The sequence below is a fragment of the Ruania halotolerans genome (assembly GCF_021049285.1).
GTDB lineage: Bacteria > Actinomycetota > Actinomycetes > Actinomycetales > Beutenbergiaceae > Ruania > Ruania halotolerans.
The window spans coordinates 2,461,065-2,480,224 of sequence record NZ_CP088017.1; the positions used below are offsets into that span (position 1 = coordinate 2,461,065).

The 19,160-nt window shown below is 67.7% G+C and carries 15 protein-coding genes; 7 read left to right on the forward strand and 8 right to left on the reverse strand.

What is annotated here, in order from left to right; genetic code table 11:
* Window positions 1-36: 36 nt before the first annotated feature.
* Window positions 37-2,541: an ATP-dependent DNA ligase gene (locus LQF10_RS10875; RefSeq protein WP_231063872.1), complete on the forward strand. Its 2,505-nt coding sequence runs from the start codon at window positions 37-39 to the stop codon at window positions 2,539-2,541.
* A gap of 25 nt (window positions 2,542-2,566) precedes the next feature.
* Here the strand turns inward: LQF10_RS10875 and LQF10_RS10880 are convergent, their stop codons facing one another.
* The gene (locus LQF10_RS10880) at window positions 2,567-3,850 is read right to left on the reverse strand and encodes an MFS transporter (RefSeq protein WP_231063873.1); all 1,284 of its coding nucleotides are present in this window, start codon (window positions 3,848-3,850) and stop codon (window positions 2,567-2,569) included.
* A gap of 332 nt (window positions 3,851-4,182) precedes the next feature.
* Here LQF10_RS10880 and LQF10_RS10885 point away from each other — a divergent pair, with 332 nt between their 5' ends.
* The gene (locus tag LQF10_RS10885) at window positions 4,183-5,022 is read left to right on the forward strand and encodes a LysR substrate-binding domain-containing protein (protein ID WP_231063874.1); all 840 of its coding nucleotides are present in this window, start codon (window positions 4,183-4,185) and stop codon (window positions 5,020-5,022) included.
* A gap of 113 nt (window positions 5,023-5,135) precedes the next feature.
* Here the strand turns inward: LQF10_RS10885 and LQF10_RS10890 are convergent, their stop codons facing one another.
* Window positions 5,136-5,480, reverse strand: coding sequence for a hypothetical protein (locus tag LQF10_RS10890; RefSeq protein ID WP_231063875.1), 345 nt, complete (start codon window positions 5,478-5,480; stop codon window positions 5,136-5,138).
* Between the two features lie 45 nt (window positions 5,481-5,525).
* Between LQF10_RS10890 and LQF10_RS10895 the strand changes: the two genes are divergently transcribed.
* Together LQF10_RS10895 and LQF10_RS10900 are read left to right on the forward strand one after the other, a co-directional pair.
* Window positions 5,526-5,786, forward strand: a complete 261-nt coding sequence (locus LQF10_RS10895) for a hypothetical protein (RefSeq protein ID WP_231063876.1) — start codon at window positions 5,526-5,528, stop codon at window positions 5,784-5,786.
* 239 nt (window positions 5,787-6,025) lie between these two features.
* On the forward strand, window positions 6,026-6,544 hold the full coding sequence (locus LQF10_RS10900) for an SRPBCC domain-containing protein (protein ID WP_231063877.1): 519 nt from the start codon (window positions 6,026-6,028) through the stop codon (window positions 6,542-6,544).
* On the opposite strand, the gene LQF10_RS10905 is transcribed toward LQF10_RS10900, so the two are convergent.
* Window positions 6,526-8,517, reverse strand: coding sequence for a phosphoenolpyruvate carboxykinase (GTP) (locus LQF10_RS10905; protein WP_231063878.1), 1,992 nt, complete (start codon window positions 8,515-8,517; stop codon window positions 6,526-6,528). The genes LQF10_RS10900 and LQF10_RS10905 overlap by 19 nt on opposite strands.
* 108 nt (window positions 8,518-8,625) lie before the next feature.
* Here LQF10_RS10905 and LQF10_RS10910 point away from each other — a divergent pair, with 108 nt between their 5' ends.
* Complete coding sequence (locus tag LQF10_RS10910) at window positions 8,626-10,116, forward strand: helix-turn-helix transcriptional regulator (RefSeq protein ID WP_231063879.1); 1,491 nt, start codon at window positions 8,626-8,628, stop codon at window positions 10,114-10,116.
* 40 nt (window positions 10,117-10,156) lie between these two features.
* On the opposite strand, the gene LQF10_RS10915 is transcribed toward LQF10_RS10910, so the two are convergent.
* Both LQF10_RS10915 and LQF10_RS10920 read right to left on the reverse strand, forming a co-directional pair.
* Entirely contained in the window at window positions 10,157-13,486 is a 3,330-nt protein-coding gene (locus LQF10_RS10915) for an error-prone DNA polymerase (RefSeq protein ID WP_231063880.1), read from the reverse strand.
* A gap of 11 nt (window positions 13,487-13,497) precedes the next feature.
* Complete coding sequence (locus tag LQF10_RS10920; protein ID WP_231063881.1) at window positions 13,498-15,207, reverse strand: HNH endonuclease; 1,710 nt, start codon at window positions 15,205-15,207, stop codon at window positions 13,498-13,500.
* Window positions 15,208-15,492: 285 nt separating this feature from the next.
* Between LQF10_RS10920 and LQF10_RS10925 the strand changes: the two genes are divergently transcribed.
* Window positions 15,493-15,975: a helix-turn-helix domain-containing protein gene (locus LQF10_RS10925; RefSeq protein ID WP_231063882.1), complete on the forward strand. Its 483-nt coding sequence runs from the start codon at window positions 15,493-15,495 to the stop codon at window positions 15,973-15,975.
* A gap of 166 nt (window positions 15,976-16,141) precedes the next feature.
* On the opposite strand, the gene LQF10_RS10930 is transcribed toward LQF10_RS10925, so the two are convergent.
* Both LQF10_RS10930 and LQF10_RS10935 read right to left on the reverse strand, forming a co-directional pair.
* Entirely contained in the window at window positions 16,142-16,996 is an 855-nt protein-coding gene (locus tag LQF10_RS10930) for a hypothetical protein (protein ID WP_231063883.1), read from the reverse strand.
* Entirely contained in the window at window positions 16,993-17,586 is a 594-nt protein-coding gene (locus LQF10_RS10935) for a DUF6318 family protein (protein WP_231063884.1), read from the reverse strand. Before LQF10_RS10935 ends, LQF10_RS10930 begins: the two co-directional genes overlap by 4 nt.
* Before the next feature lie 198 nt (window positions 17,587-17,784).
* On the opposite strand from LQF10_RS10935, the gene LQF10_RS10940 reads away from it, so the two are divergent.
* The gene (locus LQF10_RS10940) at window positions 17,785-18,459 is read left to right on the forward strand and encodes an HAD family hydrolase (RefSeq protein WP_231063885.1); all 675 of its coding nucleotides are present in this window, start codon (window positions 17,785-17,787) and stop codon (window positions 18,457-18,459) included.
* Window positions 18,460-18,485: 26 nt separating this feature from the next.
* On the opposite strand, the gene LQF10_RS10945 is transcribed toward LQF10_RS10940, so the two are convergent.
* On the reverse strand, window positions 18,486-19,091 hold the full coding sequence (locus LQF10_RS10945; protein ID WP_231063886.1) for a ClpP family protease: 606 nt from the start codon (window positions 19,089-19,091) through the stop codon (window positions 18,486-18,488).
* Window positions 19,092-19,160 lie beyond the last annotated feature (69 nt).

The window sequence follows — 19,160 nt, forward strand, 5'->3', positions numbered from 1 at the left end:
GCAGCGTTCGCACGGCAGATGCGCGACGATGTGCCCATGGCCCGTACCGAGACGATGGCCCAGGTGGACGGACGCCGGATACGGCTGACCAACCTGGACAAGGTCCTCTACCCGGCCACCGGTACCACCAAGGCCGACGTGATCGGCTACTACTCGCAGGTAGCCGCCATGATGGTGCCGCACTGTGCCGGACGGCCCGCCACCCGCAAGAGGTGGGTGAACGGGGTGGGCACCACCGCCGATCCGGGACAGGTGTTCTTCACCAAGAACCTCGATTCGGGTACTCCGGACTGGGTACCCCGCGCGGAGTTGCAGCACTCCGACCATCGCAACACCTACCCGATGGTGAACGATCGGGCCACGCTGGTGTGGATGGCGCAGATGGCGGCGCTAGAGATTCACGTCCCGCAATGGCGATTCGACTCCACCGGTACGCCGCGGAATCCGGACCGGATCGTCTTCGACCTCGACCCCGGACCCGGCGTCGAACTCCCCCAGGTGGCCGAGGTGGCGCGATGGATCCGCCTGGTGCTGGACGGGCTGGGCTGGGACTGCGTCCCAGTGACGAGTGGGTCGAAGGGGATCCACCTGTATGCAGCGCTGGACGGCGTCCACGATGCCGAGCAGATCCGGGCGTTGGCCCGCGAGCTGGCCACGAGCCTGGAGGCGGACCATCCCGATGCCGTCACCGCGCAGATGGCCAAGGCGCAACGTGGTGGGAAGGTCTTTCTCGACTGGAGTCAGAACCACCCGAACAAGACGACGGTGGCCCCGTATTCGTTGCGCGGCCGCGACCGGCCCACGGTCGCCGTGCCCCGGACCTGGGAAGAGCTCGATGACCCGGGGCTCCGGCATCTGGAACTGGCGGAGGTTCTGGAGCGGATCGCCCGCAGCGATGATCCGATGGCAGGCCTGGAGCGCCGCGCTCACGGCACTGACACCTTCACCGCGCCCGAGCATGCAGGCAGCACCGCTGGATCGTTCGCCGACCCGCTCGCCACGTACCGGTCCATGCGCCGGCCCGGCCGCACCCCGGAGCCGGTTCCGGAGACCGCGCCCGCACCCGGCAGCGAGCGAGTGTTCGTGATCCAGGAACACCATGCCAGCCGGTTGCACTGGGACCTTCGTCTGGCTGACGACGGCGTCCTGGTGAGCTGGGCCGTCCCCAAGGGCATGCCGACCGACTCCGCACGCCAGCACCTGGCCGTGCAGACCGAAGATCATCCGATCGAGTATCTGACCTTCTCCGGCACGATCCCCAAGGGCGAGTACGGGGCCGGTCAGATGACCATCTGGGACACGGGCACCTACGAGGTGCACAAGTGGCGCGCCGGTGCCGAGATCATCGTCTCGCTCACCGGAGCGCCCGACGGCGGACTGGCCGGTGGTCCGGGACAGACGAGCACATTCGCACTCATTCACACCGGCTCACGAGCGGAATCGGCCGAGGAGAAGCGGCACTGGTTACTGCATCTGATGGCGGGGCCACCCGGAGCCAAGGGCGCCCGAGGCAGCCAAGCACCGACCAAACCCCAGCGACCAACTCCGGAGCCCTCCGCTACGCCCCGCGCGAGTCTGGTGCGCGCCCCGGCCCCGATGCTTGCCACAGCAGGGACCGCCGCCGATGTGGGCCCGGATTGGTCCCTGGAGATGAAGTGGGACGGGCAACGATGTCTGGTCGAGATTGACGATGGTGTGGTGCGGCTCTGGGCGCGCAGCGGCCGGGAGATCACCTTCTCCTATCCCGAGCTGGCCGACCTGGCCGAGGCGGTGACGGCCACCCACGCCATCCTGGACGGCGAGGTGGTGGCCCTGGACCCGGCCGGTCGCCCCTCGTTCGCTCGGCTCCAGCCACGGATGCAGGCGAGCCGGGAGGCCGACGTCCGGGCGGCAGCACGCCGCCAGGGCGTGCACCTGATGCTCTTCGACGCTCTCGCCCGGGAATCCGAATCGCTCCTCGACCAACCGCAGCACCGCCGTCGGCAGATCCTGCAGGAGTTGGTCACGCCGGGGCCGCGAGTGCAAGTGCCGCCGGCGTTCGACGGCGATCTGGAGGCCGCAATGGCAGCCAGCCGGAACTGGGGGCTGGAGGGCGTTCTGGCGAAGCGGCCGGACGCTCGCTACCTTCCCGGGAAGCGCAGCCGATCCTGGATCAAACTCAAGCACACCGACACTCTCGATGTGGTGGTGGGCGGTTGGCGGCCTGGCCAAGGGGCCCGGACCGGCCGGATCGGTGCCCTCCTGCTGGGCGTGCCGCGGTCGGACGGGTCCTGGCGCTACGTGGGCCGGGTGGGCACAGGCTTCACCGATGCCGAGACTCGCGCGTGGGTGGACCGGTTCGCACCACTGGAGGTGGCCGAGGCCCCGTTCGACGACGTCCCTGCCGTCGATGCCCGCGGGGCACATTGGGTGCGCCCCGAGCAGGTGGCCGAGGTGGCGTTCGCCGAATGGTCCGAGGCGGGGCGGTTGCGTCATCCCGTCTGGCGTGGGTGGCGCCCGGACAAGACCGTGGCCGACCTCGTCACCGAGGCCGAGGAGTAGGGGGCCGTTCCGCCGCCCTCCTGAGTCAGGCGGCGCGGGTGAGGCTAGGGACGAAGTCGAGTCGTACCGCAGGTGCGTGCAGTCGTCCGGCGTGCACCTGGGTGCGCCGCAGCACGGGGCGCAGGTGACCACGGCGGGCCAGGATGAGCCCCACCACCACGGCGCCGGTCAACGGCCCAGCGGCGCAGGCAGCGAGTCCGGCATGGACACCGGCGAGTTCAACGACCCAGCCGATCAGCAGTCCGGATGCGGCCTGCGCACCCATGTTGATCAGCACGTACAGCGAGAGCACGCGCCCGCGCATCGCGGGATCGGCGCTCGTCTGCACCATCGTGTTGCTGCGGGTGAGGTAGAGCAGGCAGGTCATACCCATCAGGTACAACACCACCATGAACAGCCACAGGCTCCCGACGGCGGCCGCCACCAGCTGGAGCACACCTACCCCGGCGGCACCCAGGACCAGGGTGCGTAGCCGCAACCGCCGGGCGCGCCCGGCCAGCATTGCCCCGGTGATCGCACCGAGAGCGAGGGTGGAGGTGAGCAATCCGTACCCACTCGCACCAATCTGCACCACCTCGTCGGCGTAGGCGGCCAGGACCGTGGCCATATTCACCCCGGTGAGGGCCACGAACCCGACCAGCACGCAGGTCCACAGGATCTCGGGTCTGCCTCGCACATGCGCCAGCCCCTCGCGCAGTTGCCCCTTGGCGCGGACGAGCTTGGGCACCGGGTACATCTGCGAGCGCCGCATCGAGACGATGAACCATGCTGCCACGCCGCAGGCGAGGGAGTTGGCGATGAATGCCCAGCCATTGCCCACCAGGGCGATCAATCCGGCAGCGAATGCCGGCCCGATCAGGGCACCGAGCTGGAAGACGGAGGTATTGAGGCTGATCGCGCGGCGTAGGTGCGCCGGTCCCACGATCTCGTGCAGGAACGCCTGCCGTGCCGGGTTGTCCACCACGATCGTCATCCCGCCGGCGAACGCGGCGAGCAGAACGTGCCACACCTCCACCACGCCGAGCAGGGTCAGCACCCCGAGTACCAGTGTGAACAGGCCGAACAACGACTGCGTGACGCTGAGGATCTTGCGCCTGTCGTATCGGTCAGCGAGCACTCCCCCGAAAAGTCCGAACAACAGCATCGGCGCGAACTGCAAGGCCACGGTGAGGCCCACGAGCGCGGCCGAACCGCTAAGTTCGAGCACCAACCAGTCCTGGACCACACGTGCGGCCCACCCACAGGTGCTGGTCAGGGCCATGGAGCCGACGTAGAACCGGTAGTTCCGCACCCGCAGTGCGGCGAGCACACCCGACTCTTTCCGCGCAGGCCGGATGCGGGCAGGCCGACGGCGCCTCGCCGTGGGCTCTGGGCACGGCTCTGGAATCGCATCAGTGGGGGGCGTCGGTGATGCGGCCGGTGAGCTGGTCGGTGGAGTGGCTGTCGAGGCTGGTGACGCCGAGCGCACAGGAGTCCTTCGATGACGAAGCGGGTGAGAGCGGGCGCCCAGATCGGGCGACCTTCTCTACCGTACGAAGAGCCGCCGTCATTAATCCACCGCATGCACCCTATAAGCGCCATTGTGTTGCGCAATAACCGGGCTTATCATGGTCGAATCGATGCGATCCCTGGAGGAGCTCATTGTTCGAACCCACCCAGTTGCGGACCTTCCTCACTCTGAGTGAGACGCTGAGTTTCACCCGGACGGCAGACCGCCTCAGCATCAGCCAGCCGACGGTGAGCCAGCACGTAGCTCGCCTGGAGAAGGCGGCCAATCGTCGACTTGTGCTGCGGGACACCCATGCGGTCTCACTCACTGACAACGGCCAGGCGATGGCCGGATTCGCCCGGACGATCCTCGCCGCTCACGACCAGGCCACCGCCTACTTCACCGGATCGGCGATGAGCGGTCGGCTCCGGTTCGGGGCGGCCGATGATCTCGCCCTCACCCAACTCCCCCGGATCCTGCGTGAATTCCGCCAGCTGCACCCGCGGATCACCATGGAGCTCACCGTGGCACAGTCACTGGTACTGCACCGGCGGCTCCTGGCCGGGCACCTCGACCTGGTATTCATCAAGCAACTCCCCGACGAGACCACTGGCCGGTTGGTCCGCCGCGACCGGCTGGCGTGGGTGGGGCTGGAGAGCACCGCGCTCGAACCACAGGACATCGTCCCGATGATCACCTACCCGAATCCAAGTCCGTCACGCAATACCGCCACCGGCGTGCTGGAACGGGCGGGCCGGACATGGCGGGTCACCTGCACCACGCGAGAGATCCACGGCGTCCTTGCCGCCGTACGAGCCGGACTCGGCGTGACGGTGCTGGCGCAGAGCCTGGTGCCCTCGGACCTGGTGATCATGCCTGCCTCGAGCGGACTGCCTGAACTCGGCGACATCGATCTGACCCTGGTGGACAACCCGCGCGCCGCACGTGAACCGGTCGAAGCGCTGGCCAATGCAATCCTGGGCCGGCACTGAGCCCGGCCCGTGGCCGAGGGCCGCGGTGAACGGCCGCCCCGCGAGGGACGCGCCGCACGCCTCCGCGTTGCCGGGAACGAAGAGAATTGCCGAGAACGAGGAGACGGGAGGGGTCAGTCGGTGGACTCCTGCTCGGCTGCCTCGCGGGCAGCGGCCACCGCCTCACGCTCCTTGGCGGATTGCACCACATGGTCCACCAGCAGTCGTCCGAGCACGAGCACCGCAAAGGCGAGCCCGCCGTAGACAACCAGATCGATGAGTCCGCTGAGCACGCTGACGGCGCCACCGAACCGCAGCTGGGAGAACTGGGCGATCGCCGAGAACAGCCCAGAGACGGCGAGCGCTCCGGCAAGCAGGATCACCGCGACGAAGGCCAACTTGGCAGTCTTGCCGATCGTGGAGGTGGCGAAACTCGTGTCGAACAGACCTGGTCCTTGCGGGCCGGCAGGGTAGGACATCGGCGCGCCGGGCTGAACCGGACCGCCGGGCACGTACTGTCCCGGTTGTCCGTACGCGCCGGGCTGTGGCTGCTGATATCCACCGCCGGGCTGGCCGTACTGACTTGCCTGGCTGTGCTGGCCGTACTGACTGGCCTGGCTGTGCTGGCCGTACTGATTGGCCTGGCCAGGCTGGTGGTACTGAGTGGTCTGACCATGCTCAGAACCCTGATGAGCGGGCTGCTGGTGAGCCGGCTGCTGGTGAGGCGGCTGCTGCCCGTACCCGGCAGGCTGTCCCTCATCGCCCCCTTGCTGCTGGCCGTATGAACCACCTGGCTGCTGTCCCGCCCCGTGTGGCCCCGCACCGGGGTCGGGGGCGTGGCCCTGCGGGGGCGGGAGCTGACTCATCTGTCTTCTACTTTCCTCGATCGGTCTCCGCCACCCTAGTGCGCCCACGCTCGCAGCCGGCGTGCCCACATGGACAGAACTCCCCACGGCCCTCACCCGGCCACAAAGCCGAACGCCGAATGCGCGCACGTGGGGCCGCCGTCAGCGAAGATGGGGCGATGGAAGCGACCGGATACCTCCGCGAAGACAATGCCGGCCTGGAGCTCGTCTTCGAACGACGCATCGAGGCTCCCATCACCGACGTCTGGGCCTCCTTCTCCACCTCAGCGGGCACGGCAGCCTGGATCGGCACCTGGGACTGGAACGAGAAACCCGGCGACGATGCCGAACAGCGTGACTCCCGCGAGGGCAGCACTGTGACATTCACGATGAACGCCGAGGACAGTGCCGAGCCCGAGCAGGTCACGATCCTTGACTGCCAAGCACCGCACCGGCTCCAAGTGGCGTTCACGAGCGAGGCCGGCACCTGGCACCTGCGGGTGGACCTGTGCGAGGTGGACGGCACCACCCATCTGGTGTTCGCCCACCTGTTGCGCCAAGGGGACGAGGTGCGCTCCATCGGCCCCGGTTGGGACTACTACCTGGACCGACTCGCCGCCACCCACACCGGCGCACCGATGCCGGAGTGGACGGACTACTGGCCGGCCCTCGCCGAGCACTACCTCGAACTGGGCTGAGCACTTCGCTCAGCCCCCGGGCCGTCGGCCAGCCGGCTGCTCAACGCCTCCAGCTCGTTGGCCATCTCATCCGGGAGCCGGGCACCGAAGGTCGCGAAGTACTCCCGGGTCCGCTCGGCTTCTTCCAACCAGGGGGCAGGTTCCACCGCCAGCAGTTCACGCAGGTCTTCGGTGGGCAGGTCCACGCCGTCCAGGTTCAGCTCACCCTCGCCGGGAACCGTCCCGACGGCGGTCGCCCGCCCTGGCGCCTCGCCCTCCAGATGGCGCACCAGCCAGTCGAGCACGCGGATATTGTCGGCAAAGCCCGGCCACACGAAACGTCCGTCGCTGCCTTTGCGGAACCAGTTCACTTGCGCCACGGCCGGCGGCTGCGTCAGACCCGCACCGACGCGCAGCCAGTGCGCCCAGTAATCGGCCATGTGGTATCCGCAGAAGGGCAGCATCGCGAACGGGTCACGTCGTAGTTCGCCCACTGTCCCTTCGGCTGCGGCCGTGCGCTCGGAGGAGATGGTGGCGCCGTAGAAGACGCCCTGCTGCCACGTCTGCGCGGCCGCCACCAGGGGCACGTTCGTGGCGCGGCGGCCACCGAAGAGGATCAGGTCGACCGGCACGCCGTGGGGCGTCTCCCAGTCCGGGTCGATCACCGGACACTGCGCCGCGGAGACCGTGAACCGGGCGTTCGGGTGCGCGGCGGGCCGCCCGGTCTCGGCCGCTGCCTGCGGGGTCCAGTCCTGCCCCTGCCAGTCGATCAGGTGGCCCGGTGCGGTCTCGGTCAGGCCCTCCCACCAGACGTCGCCGTCATCGGTACGGGCCACGTTCGTGAAGATCACGTCCCTGGTCAGGGTGCGCACCGCCGTCGGGTTGGTGCTCTCCCCGGTGCCGGGCGCGACCCCGAAGAATCCGGCCTCCGGGTTGATTGCCCAAAGCCGCCCATCCGCCCCCGGACGCATCCAGACGATGTCGTCCCCGAGGGTGGTGACCTCCCACTCCGGCAGCACGGAGCGCAACATCGCCAGGTTCGTCTTGCCGCACGCCGACGGGAACGCGGCGGCCACGTGGTAGCGGCGGCCGTCGGCATGAGTGAGCCGGATCAGCAGCATGTGCTCGGCCAGCCAGCCCTCATCCCGCGCGATCGCGGAGGCGATGCGGAGCGCGTAGCACTTCTTCCCGAGCAGTGCGTTGCCGCCGTAGCCGGACCCGAATGACCAGATCTCCCGGTCTGCGGGGAAGTGGGTGATGTACTTCGTCTCGTTGCACGGCCAGGCAACATCAGGCACCGCGGCACCGGAGTCGGTGCGCAGGGGCATCCCGACCGAGTGCACGGCGGGGACCCAGCCTGCGCCGGCTGCGATCTCGCGTAGGGCCGGAGCGCCCATTCGAGTCATGAGCCGCATGTTCGCGACGACGTAGGGCGAGTCGGTGAGTTCGATCCCGAGCTGGGACAGGGATCCGCCGACCGGCCCCATCGAGAACGGCACCACGTAGAGAGTTCGCCCGCGCATACAGCCCGCGAATACCTCGCGCAGCGTGGCGCGCATCTGCGCCGGGTCGCGCCAGTTGTTGGTGGGGCCTGCGTCTTCTTCACGTTCGGAGCAGATGGAGGTGGCTGCTTCCACGCGGGCGACGTCCCGCGGGTCCGAACGTGCCAGGTAACTGTTCGGGCGCAACTGCGGGTTGAGTGGCGTGAGTGTGCCACGTTCGCACATCTGCCGGAGCAGGCGAGTGTTCTCCTCCCGCGAGCCATCGCACCACACGACCTCCTCGGCCTCGGTGAGTGCGGCCACCTTCGCCACGAAGGTGTGGGCGGCGTCGAGCCCGCGCGGCAGCCGCTCCCCCGGCGCCCGGGGCGGAGTGGGGAGAGTGCCGACGGCGGAGGTGCGCAGCCGAGCGTCGGCATCAGGAAGGTCGGGGCCGGAAACCTTGGTGTCCTGGGGTGCAGTAGTAGCGGTGGGCGTGTCCAGCGTGGCGGTCATTACAAAGGGTCCTCTCCGACGGCAATATCTCCACGATGTCGCCTTGCAGCCGGCAGTTCACCGACGAAACGCATGCAACTTTCTCATTTGTTGCCATATAGTCGTGCAATGGCAGATCGCGTGGAGCCACGGCCTGGGTCCTCCGCGCCCCGGGCGGATGCGGCGGTCCTCGACGCCCTGACCTTGGGCAAACGCATCCGGCACGCTCGCACCAGGCGCCGGTTCACGCTCGCCCAGCTGGCCGACGAGGTCGGATCCACCGCGAGCCAGCTCTCCCACATCGAGAACGGCCGCCGGGAGCCACGCCTGACACTGCTCGCAGCGATCGCCACCGCGCTCGATGTGCCGACGGCGGATCTGCTCGACCCGGGGCCGCCACCGGACCGTCGCGCCGAACTCGAGATCGCCCTTGATCGCGCCCAGCGCGGACCTCTGTTCGCCCAACTCGGCCTGCCTGCGGTGCGCCCGAACCGCACTCTCCCGCTACCTGTGCTGGAACAACTTGTGGGTCTGCACACCGAGATCGAACAGCGGGCCGCACGTGCGGTGGCCACCCCGGAGGAGGCCCGGCGGGCCAATACCGAACTGCGTGCCTGGATGCGGGAGCGGGACAATTACGTCCCGGAGATCGAAGAGCTCGGCGAGGAGGCGGTGCGCCGGGCGGGGTACACCTCCGGAGCGCTCACGCACTCCACAGTGAACAACCTGGCGCGCAGTATGGGTTTCGAGATCATCCACGTGCCCGATCTGCCGCACTCCACCCGCACGGTGACGGATCTGGAGAACGGCCGCATCTATCTTCCCCCGGCGTCCATTCCAGGGGGCCACGGGTTGCGTTCGCTCGCGTTGCAGGCGATGGCGCACCGCGTGCTCGGGCACACCCGCCCCACCAGCTACGCCGACTTCCTGCGCCAACGGATGGAGATCAACTACTTCGCCGCGACGTGCCTCATCCCCCGCAGCGCGGCCCTGGCGCACCTGGAACCGCGCAAACGCGCCAAGGACATCGCCATCGAGGACTTCCGGGACGCCTTCGGGGTCACGCACGACGCTGCCGCACAGCGGTTCACCAACCTCGCCACCGCACACCTGGGCCTGCCTGTGCACTTCTTGCGGGTTGCCGAGGACGGCAGCCTGGAGAAGGGGTACGAGAACGACCGCGTGGGGCTTCCCAGTGACGTCACCGGTGCAGTCGAGGGGCAGTACGTATGCCGGCACTGGGCGGCCCGGGCCGCCTTCGCGCGCCGTACCCGCACCACGGAGTTTCACCAGTACACCGACACACCGAGCGGGACGTTCTGGTGCTCCACCCAGACCGGCAGCACCGAGTCCGGGGAGTTCTCCATCACCGTCGGAGTGCCCTTCGACGAGGCGAAGTGGTTCCGCGGGCGGGAGACCCGGCGCCGGGAAGTGTCCACCTGCCCGGACGAAGCGTGCTGCCGGCGACCCGACGAAGCGCTGATCGACCGCTGGCGCGACGCGTCCTGGCCGAGCGCCGCCGCGCACGCGCAGGTCCTTGCTCCGCTGCCCGTGGGGCGGTTCCCGGGAGTCGACGACGCCGAGGTGTACGCATTCCTGGAGGCAAACGCACCGTCCTGAAGTTCTCCCGGGCCGCCACAGGCCACCGGAGTCATCGGAGTCATCGGAAGTCCCGCGACCGGCTCGGCACCCTCAAGCTGAGCACCTCGATCCGGTCTGCCATGAGGTTCGTGACGTCGTCGGCGTGTTCCACCACCCCGCGCACCACCAGGGCGGCGCTGCTGAGCGCCACCTTGCGGTACCGCTGCCACAGACCGGCCGAGCAGATCACGTTCAGCAGGCCGGTTTCGTCCTCCAGGGAGAGGAAGGTGACCCCGCGGGCGGTGCCGGGGCGCTGCCGGTGGGTCACCACTCCGGCCACCTGGATCCGCCGTCCGTCACCGGCGCCCGGCACCTCACTCACCCGGAGGACGCCCCGCTCGTTCAGTTCATCCCGGCGGAACTGGGTGGGAAACGACGAGGGCGAGATCCCGGTGGCCCACACATCCGCCACGGCCGTGGTCACCTCGTCCATCGCGGGCAGTACCGGCACGTCCAGCCCGACGGCGGTCAGCGGGAGGGGCTCTTGTATCCACCCGTGGTGTGCCCGCCCGCTCTCCCCGGCGAGCGCACCCGCCAGCCAAAGTCCTTGACGGCGGTCGCGGGCCAGGTCGGCGAGCGCACCGGCCGTCGCGAGCGCTTCGAGCTGAGCGGTGCTCAACCGCACCCGGCGGGCCAGGTCCGCCACGTCAGCGAATGGGGCACGTTCGCGGGCGGCGACGATCCGCTGCGCGGTCTTCTCTCCCACGCCTCGGATCGGGGCCAGACCAAGACGCAGCGCTAATGAGGGGCGCGGTGCCAACGAGAGGGGCCGGCCGCCGTCGGCCGCTTCTGCCCAGTGCTGGCCGGCCTTCCCGCTGGCTTCTTCCCTGGACCCGCTCGTAGCCTCTCCCCTGGGCCCACTCGTGGCCTCTCCCTCAACGTCTCGCCCGGCCTGGGTCCGCTCGATACTCGCCTGCACACCCGAGGCGACCACGCTTGCCCGTTCCACCTGTACTCCGCGACGGCGGGCGTCGGCCACCAACGACTGCGGGGAGTAGAACCCCATCGGCTGGGCGGCTAGCAGACCGGCGTAGAACGCCTCGGGGTGATGCACCTTGAGCCAGGCGCTGGCGTAAACCAGGTAGGCGAAGGAGTACGCATGGGACTCGGGGAATCCGAAGTCGGCGAAGGCTTTGAGTTTGTCGAAGATCTGCTCGGCGATGCCCAGAGGCACCCCGTTCGCCGCCATCCCGTCCAGCAGACGTTGATGCAGGGCCTCCATCCGCTCCGCGGATCGTTTGGAGCTCATCGCACGCCGTAACTGGTCGGCCTCATCCGGGGTGAATGAGGCCACATCGACGGCGATCTGCATGAGCTGTTCTTGGAACAGCGGCACCCCGAGAGTCTTCTCCAAGGCCGGTTTCAGCAGCGGATGCAGGTAGGTGACCTTCTCCCGTTTGTTGCGGCGATTGATATAGGGGTGCACCGCGTCGCCCTGGATCGGGCCGGGGCGGATCAGGGCGACCTCGACGACGATGTCGTAGAAGCTGCGAGGTTTGAGCCGGGGCAAGGTGGCCATCTGGGCGCGGGACTCCACCTGGAACACGCCCACCGTGTCGGCTGCGCAGAGGAGGTCGTACACGCGCGAATCGTCTTGGGGAAGGGAGTGCAGGCCCAGTTCGATCCCTTCCTCGTCGGCGATCATGGTGAACGCGAGCCGCAATGCGGTCAGCATGCCCAGACCGAGCAGATCGAACTTCACCAGCCCGGCGTCGGCGCAGTCGTCTTTGTCCCACTGCAACACGGTGCGCCCCGGCATGGTCGCCCACTCCACGGGGCACACGTCGATCACGGGACGGTCGCAGAGCACCATGCCGCCGGAGTGGATCCCCAGGTGCCGGGGCAGGCGGAGCATCCCCTCCGCAACGTCGATCACGTGGTCCGGGATGGCACCGGTCTCCTCGCCGCCGGAATTGCTCGAGGGAAGCGAACCCCACTGTTCGATGGATTTCGACCAGGCGTCCTGCTGACCGGTGTCGTACCCGAATGCCCGAGCAGCGTCGCGGACGGCGGAGCGCGGCCGATAGGAGATCACGTTCGCCACCTGGGCTGCGTGGGTGCGCCCATATCGGGCATATACGTGCTGGATGACTTCCTCGCGACGACCGGACTCGATATCGAGGTCGATATCGGGTGGGCCGGTGCGGCCGGGGGTAAGGAACCGTTCGAACAGCAACTGGTGCCGCACGGCGTCCACGGCGGTGATGCCGAGGGCGAAACAGACTGCTGAGTTCGCGGCCGAGCCACGCCCCTGGCAGAGGATTCCCGCCTGGCGGCAGAACTCCACGATCTCGTGGACGATGAGGAAGTAGCCGGGGAAATCGAGGGCGATGATCACCTCGAGTTCGTGTTCGATCATGGCGTAGGCACCCTCGTGCTGTTCGGCCTCGGGCGGGCCGTAGCGTTCACGTGCCCCGCGATAGGTGAGCTCGCGCAACCAGGTCGCCTCGGTGTGCCCGTCCGGTACGGGGCACGGGGGCAGGTTCGGCGCCACCAGGCGCAGGTCGAAGGCGCATTCGGCGGCGAGAGCTGCTGCGGTGGCCACGGCGTGGGGGTGCCGGTGATGCCGGGCAAGCATCTCGGTGGCGCTGCGCAGATGGGAGGAACTTGCTGGGAGGTAGCCGTCGAGCTCGTCCAGGCTGGAGCGTGCGCGGACCGCGGCGAGTACGTGCGCGAGCTGTTGATCGGCCGGCGTGGCATAGTGCACTGCGCCGGTGGCCACCAGAGGGAGCCGTGCTCGGCCGGCCAGTTCTGCCAATGCATCATTGCGGGTGGAATCGAGCGGGGCGCCGGTATCGCTGATCTCCACCGCCACGTTCTCGGCGCCGAAGAGGTCCACGAGTTGGTCCAGTTCGCTCCGCGCGGCATCGGGGTCGAACCGCCCAGGTTCGGGTTCGAGGGCTCGCCGGACGGCCCCCTTGCGGCACCCGGTGAGCACGAGCCAGTTGCCGCCGGCCATATCGGCGAGTTCTGGCAGGCGATAGATGGCTTCCCCCTTGCGACCGCTGGCCAGATGGGCGGTTCCGATGGAGCGGGAGAGGCGCCGGTAGCCTTCCGTGCCGCGGGCGAGCACGAGCAGGTGGGTACCGTCCGGGTCGGGCATACCGGTGGGGCGCACCGGAGCGTCCAAGCTCAGTTCGGCGCCATAGAGCGCAGGGATCTCTGCGGCACGGGCAGCCTCGGAGAAGCGGACCACGCCATAGAGACCGTTGTGATCGGTGATCCCGATCGCGGAAAGCCCCAGCCGGGCGGCTTCGATCACCATCTCCTCAGGCTGATTGGCACCATCGAGGAAGCTGAACGCCGAGTGAGCGTGCAGTTCGGCGTAACCGGGCGCGCGGGCAGACATGCGCCACCTCGCTACGCGGCCGGGACGAGCAGGTCGAAAGAGCCGGCCGACGCAGTGCGGCCAATGCGAACGCTCCGGCGAACCCAGGGGCAGTTCGGGACCAGAACAGTCGCATCAAGACCAGTCAGGTCAGATCTCATCTGATCTGCGCCATCACGATCGGCCCTGATCAGATCAGCCATCGCCTGCTCCAGGCCTCTCACTGTGGATCGCGGTGCGGGCACTCCAGGCAGATCTGGCGCCCGGGATCGGTAGCGGTGACCGGTCGGGGTGGTCGTGAGGATCTGCTTCTCTGTACTCGCCCACTCTCCGACGCTCTCTGCGACGCCCTCTCCGACGCTCTCTGGGACTCGTTCTGTGCTCCCTGTCGCTGTCGGCATCTCCTCCACGTCGCCGCGCCACCCGGGCGCCTGTTTGGCGTAGTTGCAGGCTTCACACAGCCCTTGGAGGTTCTCGGCCGCGGTCGGGCCGCCCATGGCGTACGCGACCACGTGGTCGGTGTGCCGGATCGGTGCGTCGCACCACGGTGTCCGGCACGTTCCGTCTCGGACCCGGATGAACCGGGCCAAACCCGCCGGAGCCCGTCGTGCACGGGATTCCATGGCGATCAACTGACGACCGCTCGGGTCGGTGAACAGGCGACGCATCCAGACACCGGTCGAGTTCCCCTCCGGCGAGCCGGATCCTGCCGAGCGCGAATCGTTCAATGCCGCACGGACCAACTCACGAGCCCATGGGGCGGGCACACGGCCATGTTCGGGCACCAGGACCGGTTCATCATCACCATCGAATACAGCCCGATCCGTCATCACCAGCTGGATCTCAATCGGGGGGCCTTGTGCCGTGCTCTGACCCGTCACCCGCTCCACGAGCGTGTCGGCCATGATCTGACCGCGGGTACGTGAGTCGCCGGTGGCCCGGGCGGTATCGGCGGCACGCCCCAACTCGGCGTACACCGCAACGCCCTGGGCAACTGGCAATGGTGCGGTGAGCACGGCCATCGTGTCGGGTGCCGGACGGATGGTGACCCGCCGCTCCGACTCAGCGGTCCGGGCCCGGCGGGCCAATGCAGCCGCGTCCAGCCGGGCGGTGAGCCGACGCGACTCGGCGACCAACCGGCGATCGCCCCACCCCTCGAACCGGTCCGGGTCGGCGCAAATCTGCTCGTCGAATGTCGCTCGATCCTCCCGAGTCAGGCAGGCACTCTCCCGGACCAGCAGGGTCGCTCGCCACTCGCTCAACTGGCCCCGAGTGAGCGCCGCGTGCGTGTGCGGCATCTCATTCACCAGTGCTTTCGCCATTCCGAGCAACTGGGCACCTCGTGTGGGCGAGACTCTCCGTGCCAAGCCCACTTGTGCCGCGACTCCTACGCCGCGCCGCTGCGCGGACAGTCCTGCTCTTTCCTGCCGGATCCGTGCCATGCGGTCAAGATGGACGGCGAGACGAGCCTGTGCTGCAGCGACCGCGGCGTTGAGCTCCTCCAGTTCACGGAGCAGCTCGGCGCAGTCCGCTTCCGCGAGATCGCTGCCGACCACGAGAGGAGCAGCGGCACCAGAGTGGGTGGGGTGGGCGGCATAGGTGGCATGGGTGGCAGGGGCGGCGTGGGTGACGTGGGTGGGGGCGGCATAGGTGGCAGGGGCGGGGTGGGCGGCGTGAGTGACGTGGGTGACGGCTGCGTCAACCTCAGCGCTGGGTTCACTGCTCCTACCGACCTCGCCCAATGATTCCCGCCATGCGGTGATCGCCTGAACCGCAGTGTCACCCCTCGGTGACACATTCGAGGACGACGCAGTGATTCGTGGGAGAGCGATCGCCGCCACACCCGCCGGACACGCGTCTGCGGTCCTGGCCCGCACCACGGGCTCAGGATCGCCTGACGACAGTCCATCCTCGAACATGTGTTCTAGGATAGTTCATGCCACTGACATCGGCCACCGGATGTGCACAACGTTCGCCTCGGACGAACATTTCACCGCTCAAGCACTGACCGGACCTACGATCTCTTCATGGGCGACCTTCTGCAGTTCCCCGGCAACCGGCGCACAGCGCGCGCCTCCCATGTCCGCACGGACCAACCCCTCACACAGGGCCACCCCAATCCGGGGCACGGTCTCACCCCAGAGGGCAGCCCCGCCACTGCAGGTCGTCCCGCTACTTCAGATCGTCCCGCCACTGCAGGTGATCCCGCTACGGCGAGTCGTCCCACCTCGCGCGCGACAGACACGTCACCACGACCGCTGCTCTGGCGCGAGGCAGTCGGGCACGAGCTTCGCTGCGAGCGTCACCGACAGGAACGGCATCTGACCGACGTCGCTCATTCCGCCGGGATCTCCCCGCAATACCTCTCCGAGGTGGAACGTGGCCGCAAAGAGGCCTCCTCGGAGATCCTCGCGGCGGCGGCCGAGTCACTCGGCCTCGAGCTCGCCACCCTCACCACACGCGCCTCGCACACACTCGGGAGCGCCACACCGCAACTGCGTGCCGCCTAAGCACCGCGCCGTCCGAGAGCAAGGAACGCCGAACATCGCTCGGACCGACGCCACGGGCTCAACGTCGTCTACTCCTCCACCGAGGTGACAGGTGCTGTCCGCACGATGGACATCGTGGCCGCCCGTACTCGCGTGACGGTGTGTTGACGAGTCGATCGGTGGCGGCTCAGTCGCGGTCGGCTCGAGGACCAGGCACCAGCCGGGTACTCACCTCTTCAACACTGAACGAGTCAGACTCACTGACCGTTTGCGCAGTACCCGCAATCGGGATCCACGGACCCTGCCCATTCACCTGAAACTCCCCCACCCACGTGGTGGTCAGAGATACTGACACCTCATCCACCGGCCGCGTATACACATACGACACCGTGTGATCAGGCCACCGCGCCCCCGGATCTGTCGTCACCAACGGCTCGGACCCGTTCCCGAAATCCCACACAAACTCCACTGGCGTCGCCCGCACCGCCACTGGAAACCCGAGCACCTGGGTCGAGAGCACCTGCTGATCGCCCGACGTGAACGCAATCGTGTCGATATTCACCAGCGTCCACGACTGATCCTCTGGCTGTATCCGCACCTCACCTGGAACGATCGGCAACTCGGCAAAATCCGACTCAGTCACCGTGATGATGACCGGCTCATCGTCCTCCGGCGCATCCTCAACGTCTTCCGACTCTTCCTCATCATCGGGAGTGGCACGGTCGTCGCATGGCAAAAGCTCCGCCACCGGGGCCGTCGCATCCGTCACCATGCACAATCCATCAGGACCGTCCGGAGTCATCGACACGCCTACATCATCGGCGGGCACGAAGAAGTCGTAAGGTCCACTTCCTTCCAGTTCCGGAATGACGTCCCGGACTTCGTTTTCCACCTCGCGTGACTGCCGAGCGTTCAACTGGTATCCACCGGGCGCAGCATCTCCTTCAACCACCATCGATGGTGCGGAGTCGTCGCGGTCTGGTGCAAGAGGCGCAGCAGCCATCGGAGCGATCACAACGATAGCAATTGCTTGGTAGATCATGCCTGATCGCCATCCACTAACACTCCGAGCACTGTCCACCCTCCGCCTCGCCAGGCCATTGAGAGGCTGAATGCAGGCTTGTCACCTTCCTCATAAGAGGTACGCGTGCCATCGGCATGGACCCATTCCGACGCAGCGAAATGCACCCCGAGTTCTACATCGAAGACACCTTCGTCGTATGGTCCTCCACCCTCGGTTGCATAAATCTCCGTCTCACCTCCGAGGGAGTATCCACCGCTGTCGTGCAGCTCTGACACCGACGATCGGACGTTCGAGCAAAACTCACATCCCTCATCACTGAGCGCGTCCCACTCCGTCACATCCCCACTGGAGTACACGTACGGATAGAGCTCCACGAAGTACGACGCCGCCGCAATCGCCCCGTCAACGGTCTCCTCTTCCATCTCGGCAGGCCGCTGCGGCGGATCCACCTCCGGACGCTCATCCGTTGGCTCGTCCGTCACCTCGTCACTCGACGGTGCACTCTCAGAGGTGGGCTCCGCCGTCGGCGACGGCTCCTCATCCGAAGGCGTACACGCCCCCAGCATCAACCCCATGCCCAACGCCAGCACCCCAGCGCGCCGCGCCATCGCCCCACTCGTTCCCCGACGAATCATGCCCACGAGAGTGCCATAGAACCACCTTCCACGGCACTCCCCCTGTGGAGATCTCACTCCTCATTCCTCCGCCACCACGAGCACGTCCGCACCAGTTCGATGTGACCAACCGCACCGGTGCGACTCCCCCGGAGGGCACGCCATCAGCAGGGCCACCAGTACCGTGACACCGTGACCCTCCCACTTCCCGCCGGCGTCCTGTTCGACATGGACGGCACCCTCGTCGATACCGAACCGCACTGGCAGGCCGCCCAGAAGGCACTGGCCGAGAACAACGGCACCGAATGGACGCAGGCAGATTTCGAGGCCTCCATCGGCCGGCCGATGGAACGATGGGCACAGATTCTGAGCGCACGCGGAGTTCCAGGCAGCATCGAGCAGATCATCGACCACGCCGTCTCGTTCGTCTCCGAGATGATGCGTGCGGACATGCCGTGGCTGCCCGGCGCCTACGAACTCCTCACCCGGCTCGCCGCGGCCGGTGTCCCCTGTGGCCTGGTCACCAACAACGCCGGTGTGAATGCACGACTACTCGCCGAGGCCGCTCCGGCGGGATCTCTCCAGGTCCTGGTGAGCGCGGACGACGTCACCTCTCCGAAACCGCACCCGGAGCCCTACCTGACCGCGATCACCCGGCTCGGCATCGACCCGGCACGAAGTATCGCCTTCGAGGACTCCTCGTCCGGTGCCATGAGCGCGCACGGGGCCGGTCTGAACGTCTGGTTCATCAACTCCCACACCGCCGATCCGGGAGTCCCCACCTCGCGGATGATCGGCTCCCCGGCCGAGGTGACTGCCGACGACGTGCGCGCCGCCTTGAACGAAGCCCCAGCACACCACCCCTGACCGGTCCGCACCACACAAAGCGACGGTCAGGCAGTCCGCACGTCCTTCCTGCTCGCCACCACCTCATCAACCAGGCCGTAGGCCACCGCCTGCTCACTGGTGAAGATCCGATCCCTGGCAGTGTCCTCCTGAAGCACCGCCACACTCTGCCCGGTGTGCATGGACAGCACCTCGTCCACCTCCTGGCGGAGCCGGGCGATCTCGGCCGCCTGGATCTGCAGGTCCGGGATTGCCCCGCGCCCACCCATCGACGGCGGGTGCAGCAGCACCCGGGCGTGCGGGAGCACTCCCCGTCGTCCGGGCTCCCCTGCTGCGAGCAGCACGGCGGCGCTGGAGGCCGCCTGCCCCACGCAGATCGTCGCGATCGGGGCACGGACGAACCGCATGGTGTCGTAGATGGCAAGCATCGCTGTCACCGACCCACCTGGAGAGTTGATGTAGAGGTTGATCTCCCCACCGGGATCGGCCGATTCGAGGTGGATCAGCTGGGCAATGACGGTGTTGGCAACCCCATCGTCGATCTCGGTGCCGAGGAAGACGATGCGGTCACCGAGCAACCGGGAATACACATCGGCGGCGCGTTCACCGCTGCTGGTGCGTTCAATCACGCTGGGAATCGTGTACTGGCTCATCTGTATCCTCTGGTCTGAGTACTGCGGTGCCCCACTGCGGTACACCTCGTTCCTCGGCATCCCTGCGCG

Bases quoted from the DNA above. Each gene is read 5' to 3' on its own strand.
- LQF10_RS10875 (WP_231063872.1), top strand. From the start codon at position 37: ATGGCCCGTACCGAGACGATGGCCCAGGTGGACGGACGCCGGATACGG.
- LQF10_RS10890 (WP_231063875.1), bottom strand. From the start codon at position 5,480: ATGTCCTACCCTGCCGGCCCGCAAGGACCAGGTCTGTTCGACACGAGT.
- LQF10_RS10900 (WP_231063877.1), top strand. From the start codon at position 6,026: ATGGAAGCGACCGGATACCTCCGCGAAGACAATGCCGGCCTGGAGCTC.
- LQF10_RS10905 (WP_231063878.1), bottom strand. From the start codon at position 8,517: ATGACCGCCACGCTGGACACGCCCACCGCTACTACTGCACCCCAGGAC.
- LQF10_RS10910 (WP_231063879.1), top strand. From the start codon at position 8,626: ATGGCAGATCGCGTGGAGCCACGGCCTGGGTCCTCCGCGCCCCGGGCG.
- LQF10_RS10915 (WP_231063880.1), bottom strand. From the start codon at position 13,486: ATGTCTGCCCGCGCGCCCGGTTACGCCGAACTGCACGCTCACTCGGCG.
- LQF10_RS10925 (WP_231063882.1), top strand. From the start codon at position 15,493: ATGGGCGACCTTCTGCAGTTCCCCGGCAACCGGCGCACAGCGCGCGCC.
- LQF10_RS10930 (WP_231063883.1), bottom strand. From the start codon at position 16,996: ATGATCTACCAAGCAATTGCTATCGTTGTGATCGCTCCGATGGCTGCT.
- LQF10_RS10935 (WP_231063884.1), bottom strand. From the start codon at position 17,586: ATGGCGCGGCGCGCTGGGGTGCTGGCGTTGGGCATGGGGTTGATGCTG.
- LQF10_RS10945 (WP_231063886.1), bottom strand. From the start codon at position 19,091: ATGAGCCAGTACACGATTCCCAGCGTGATTGAACGCACCAGCAGCGGT.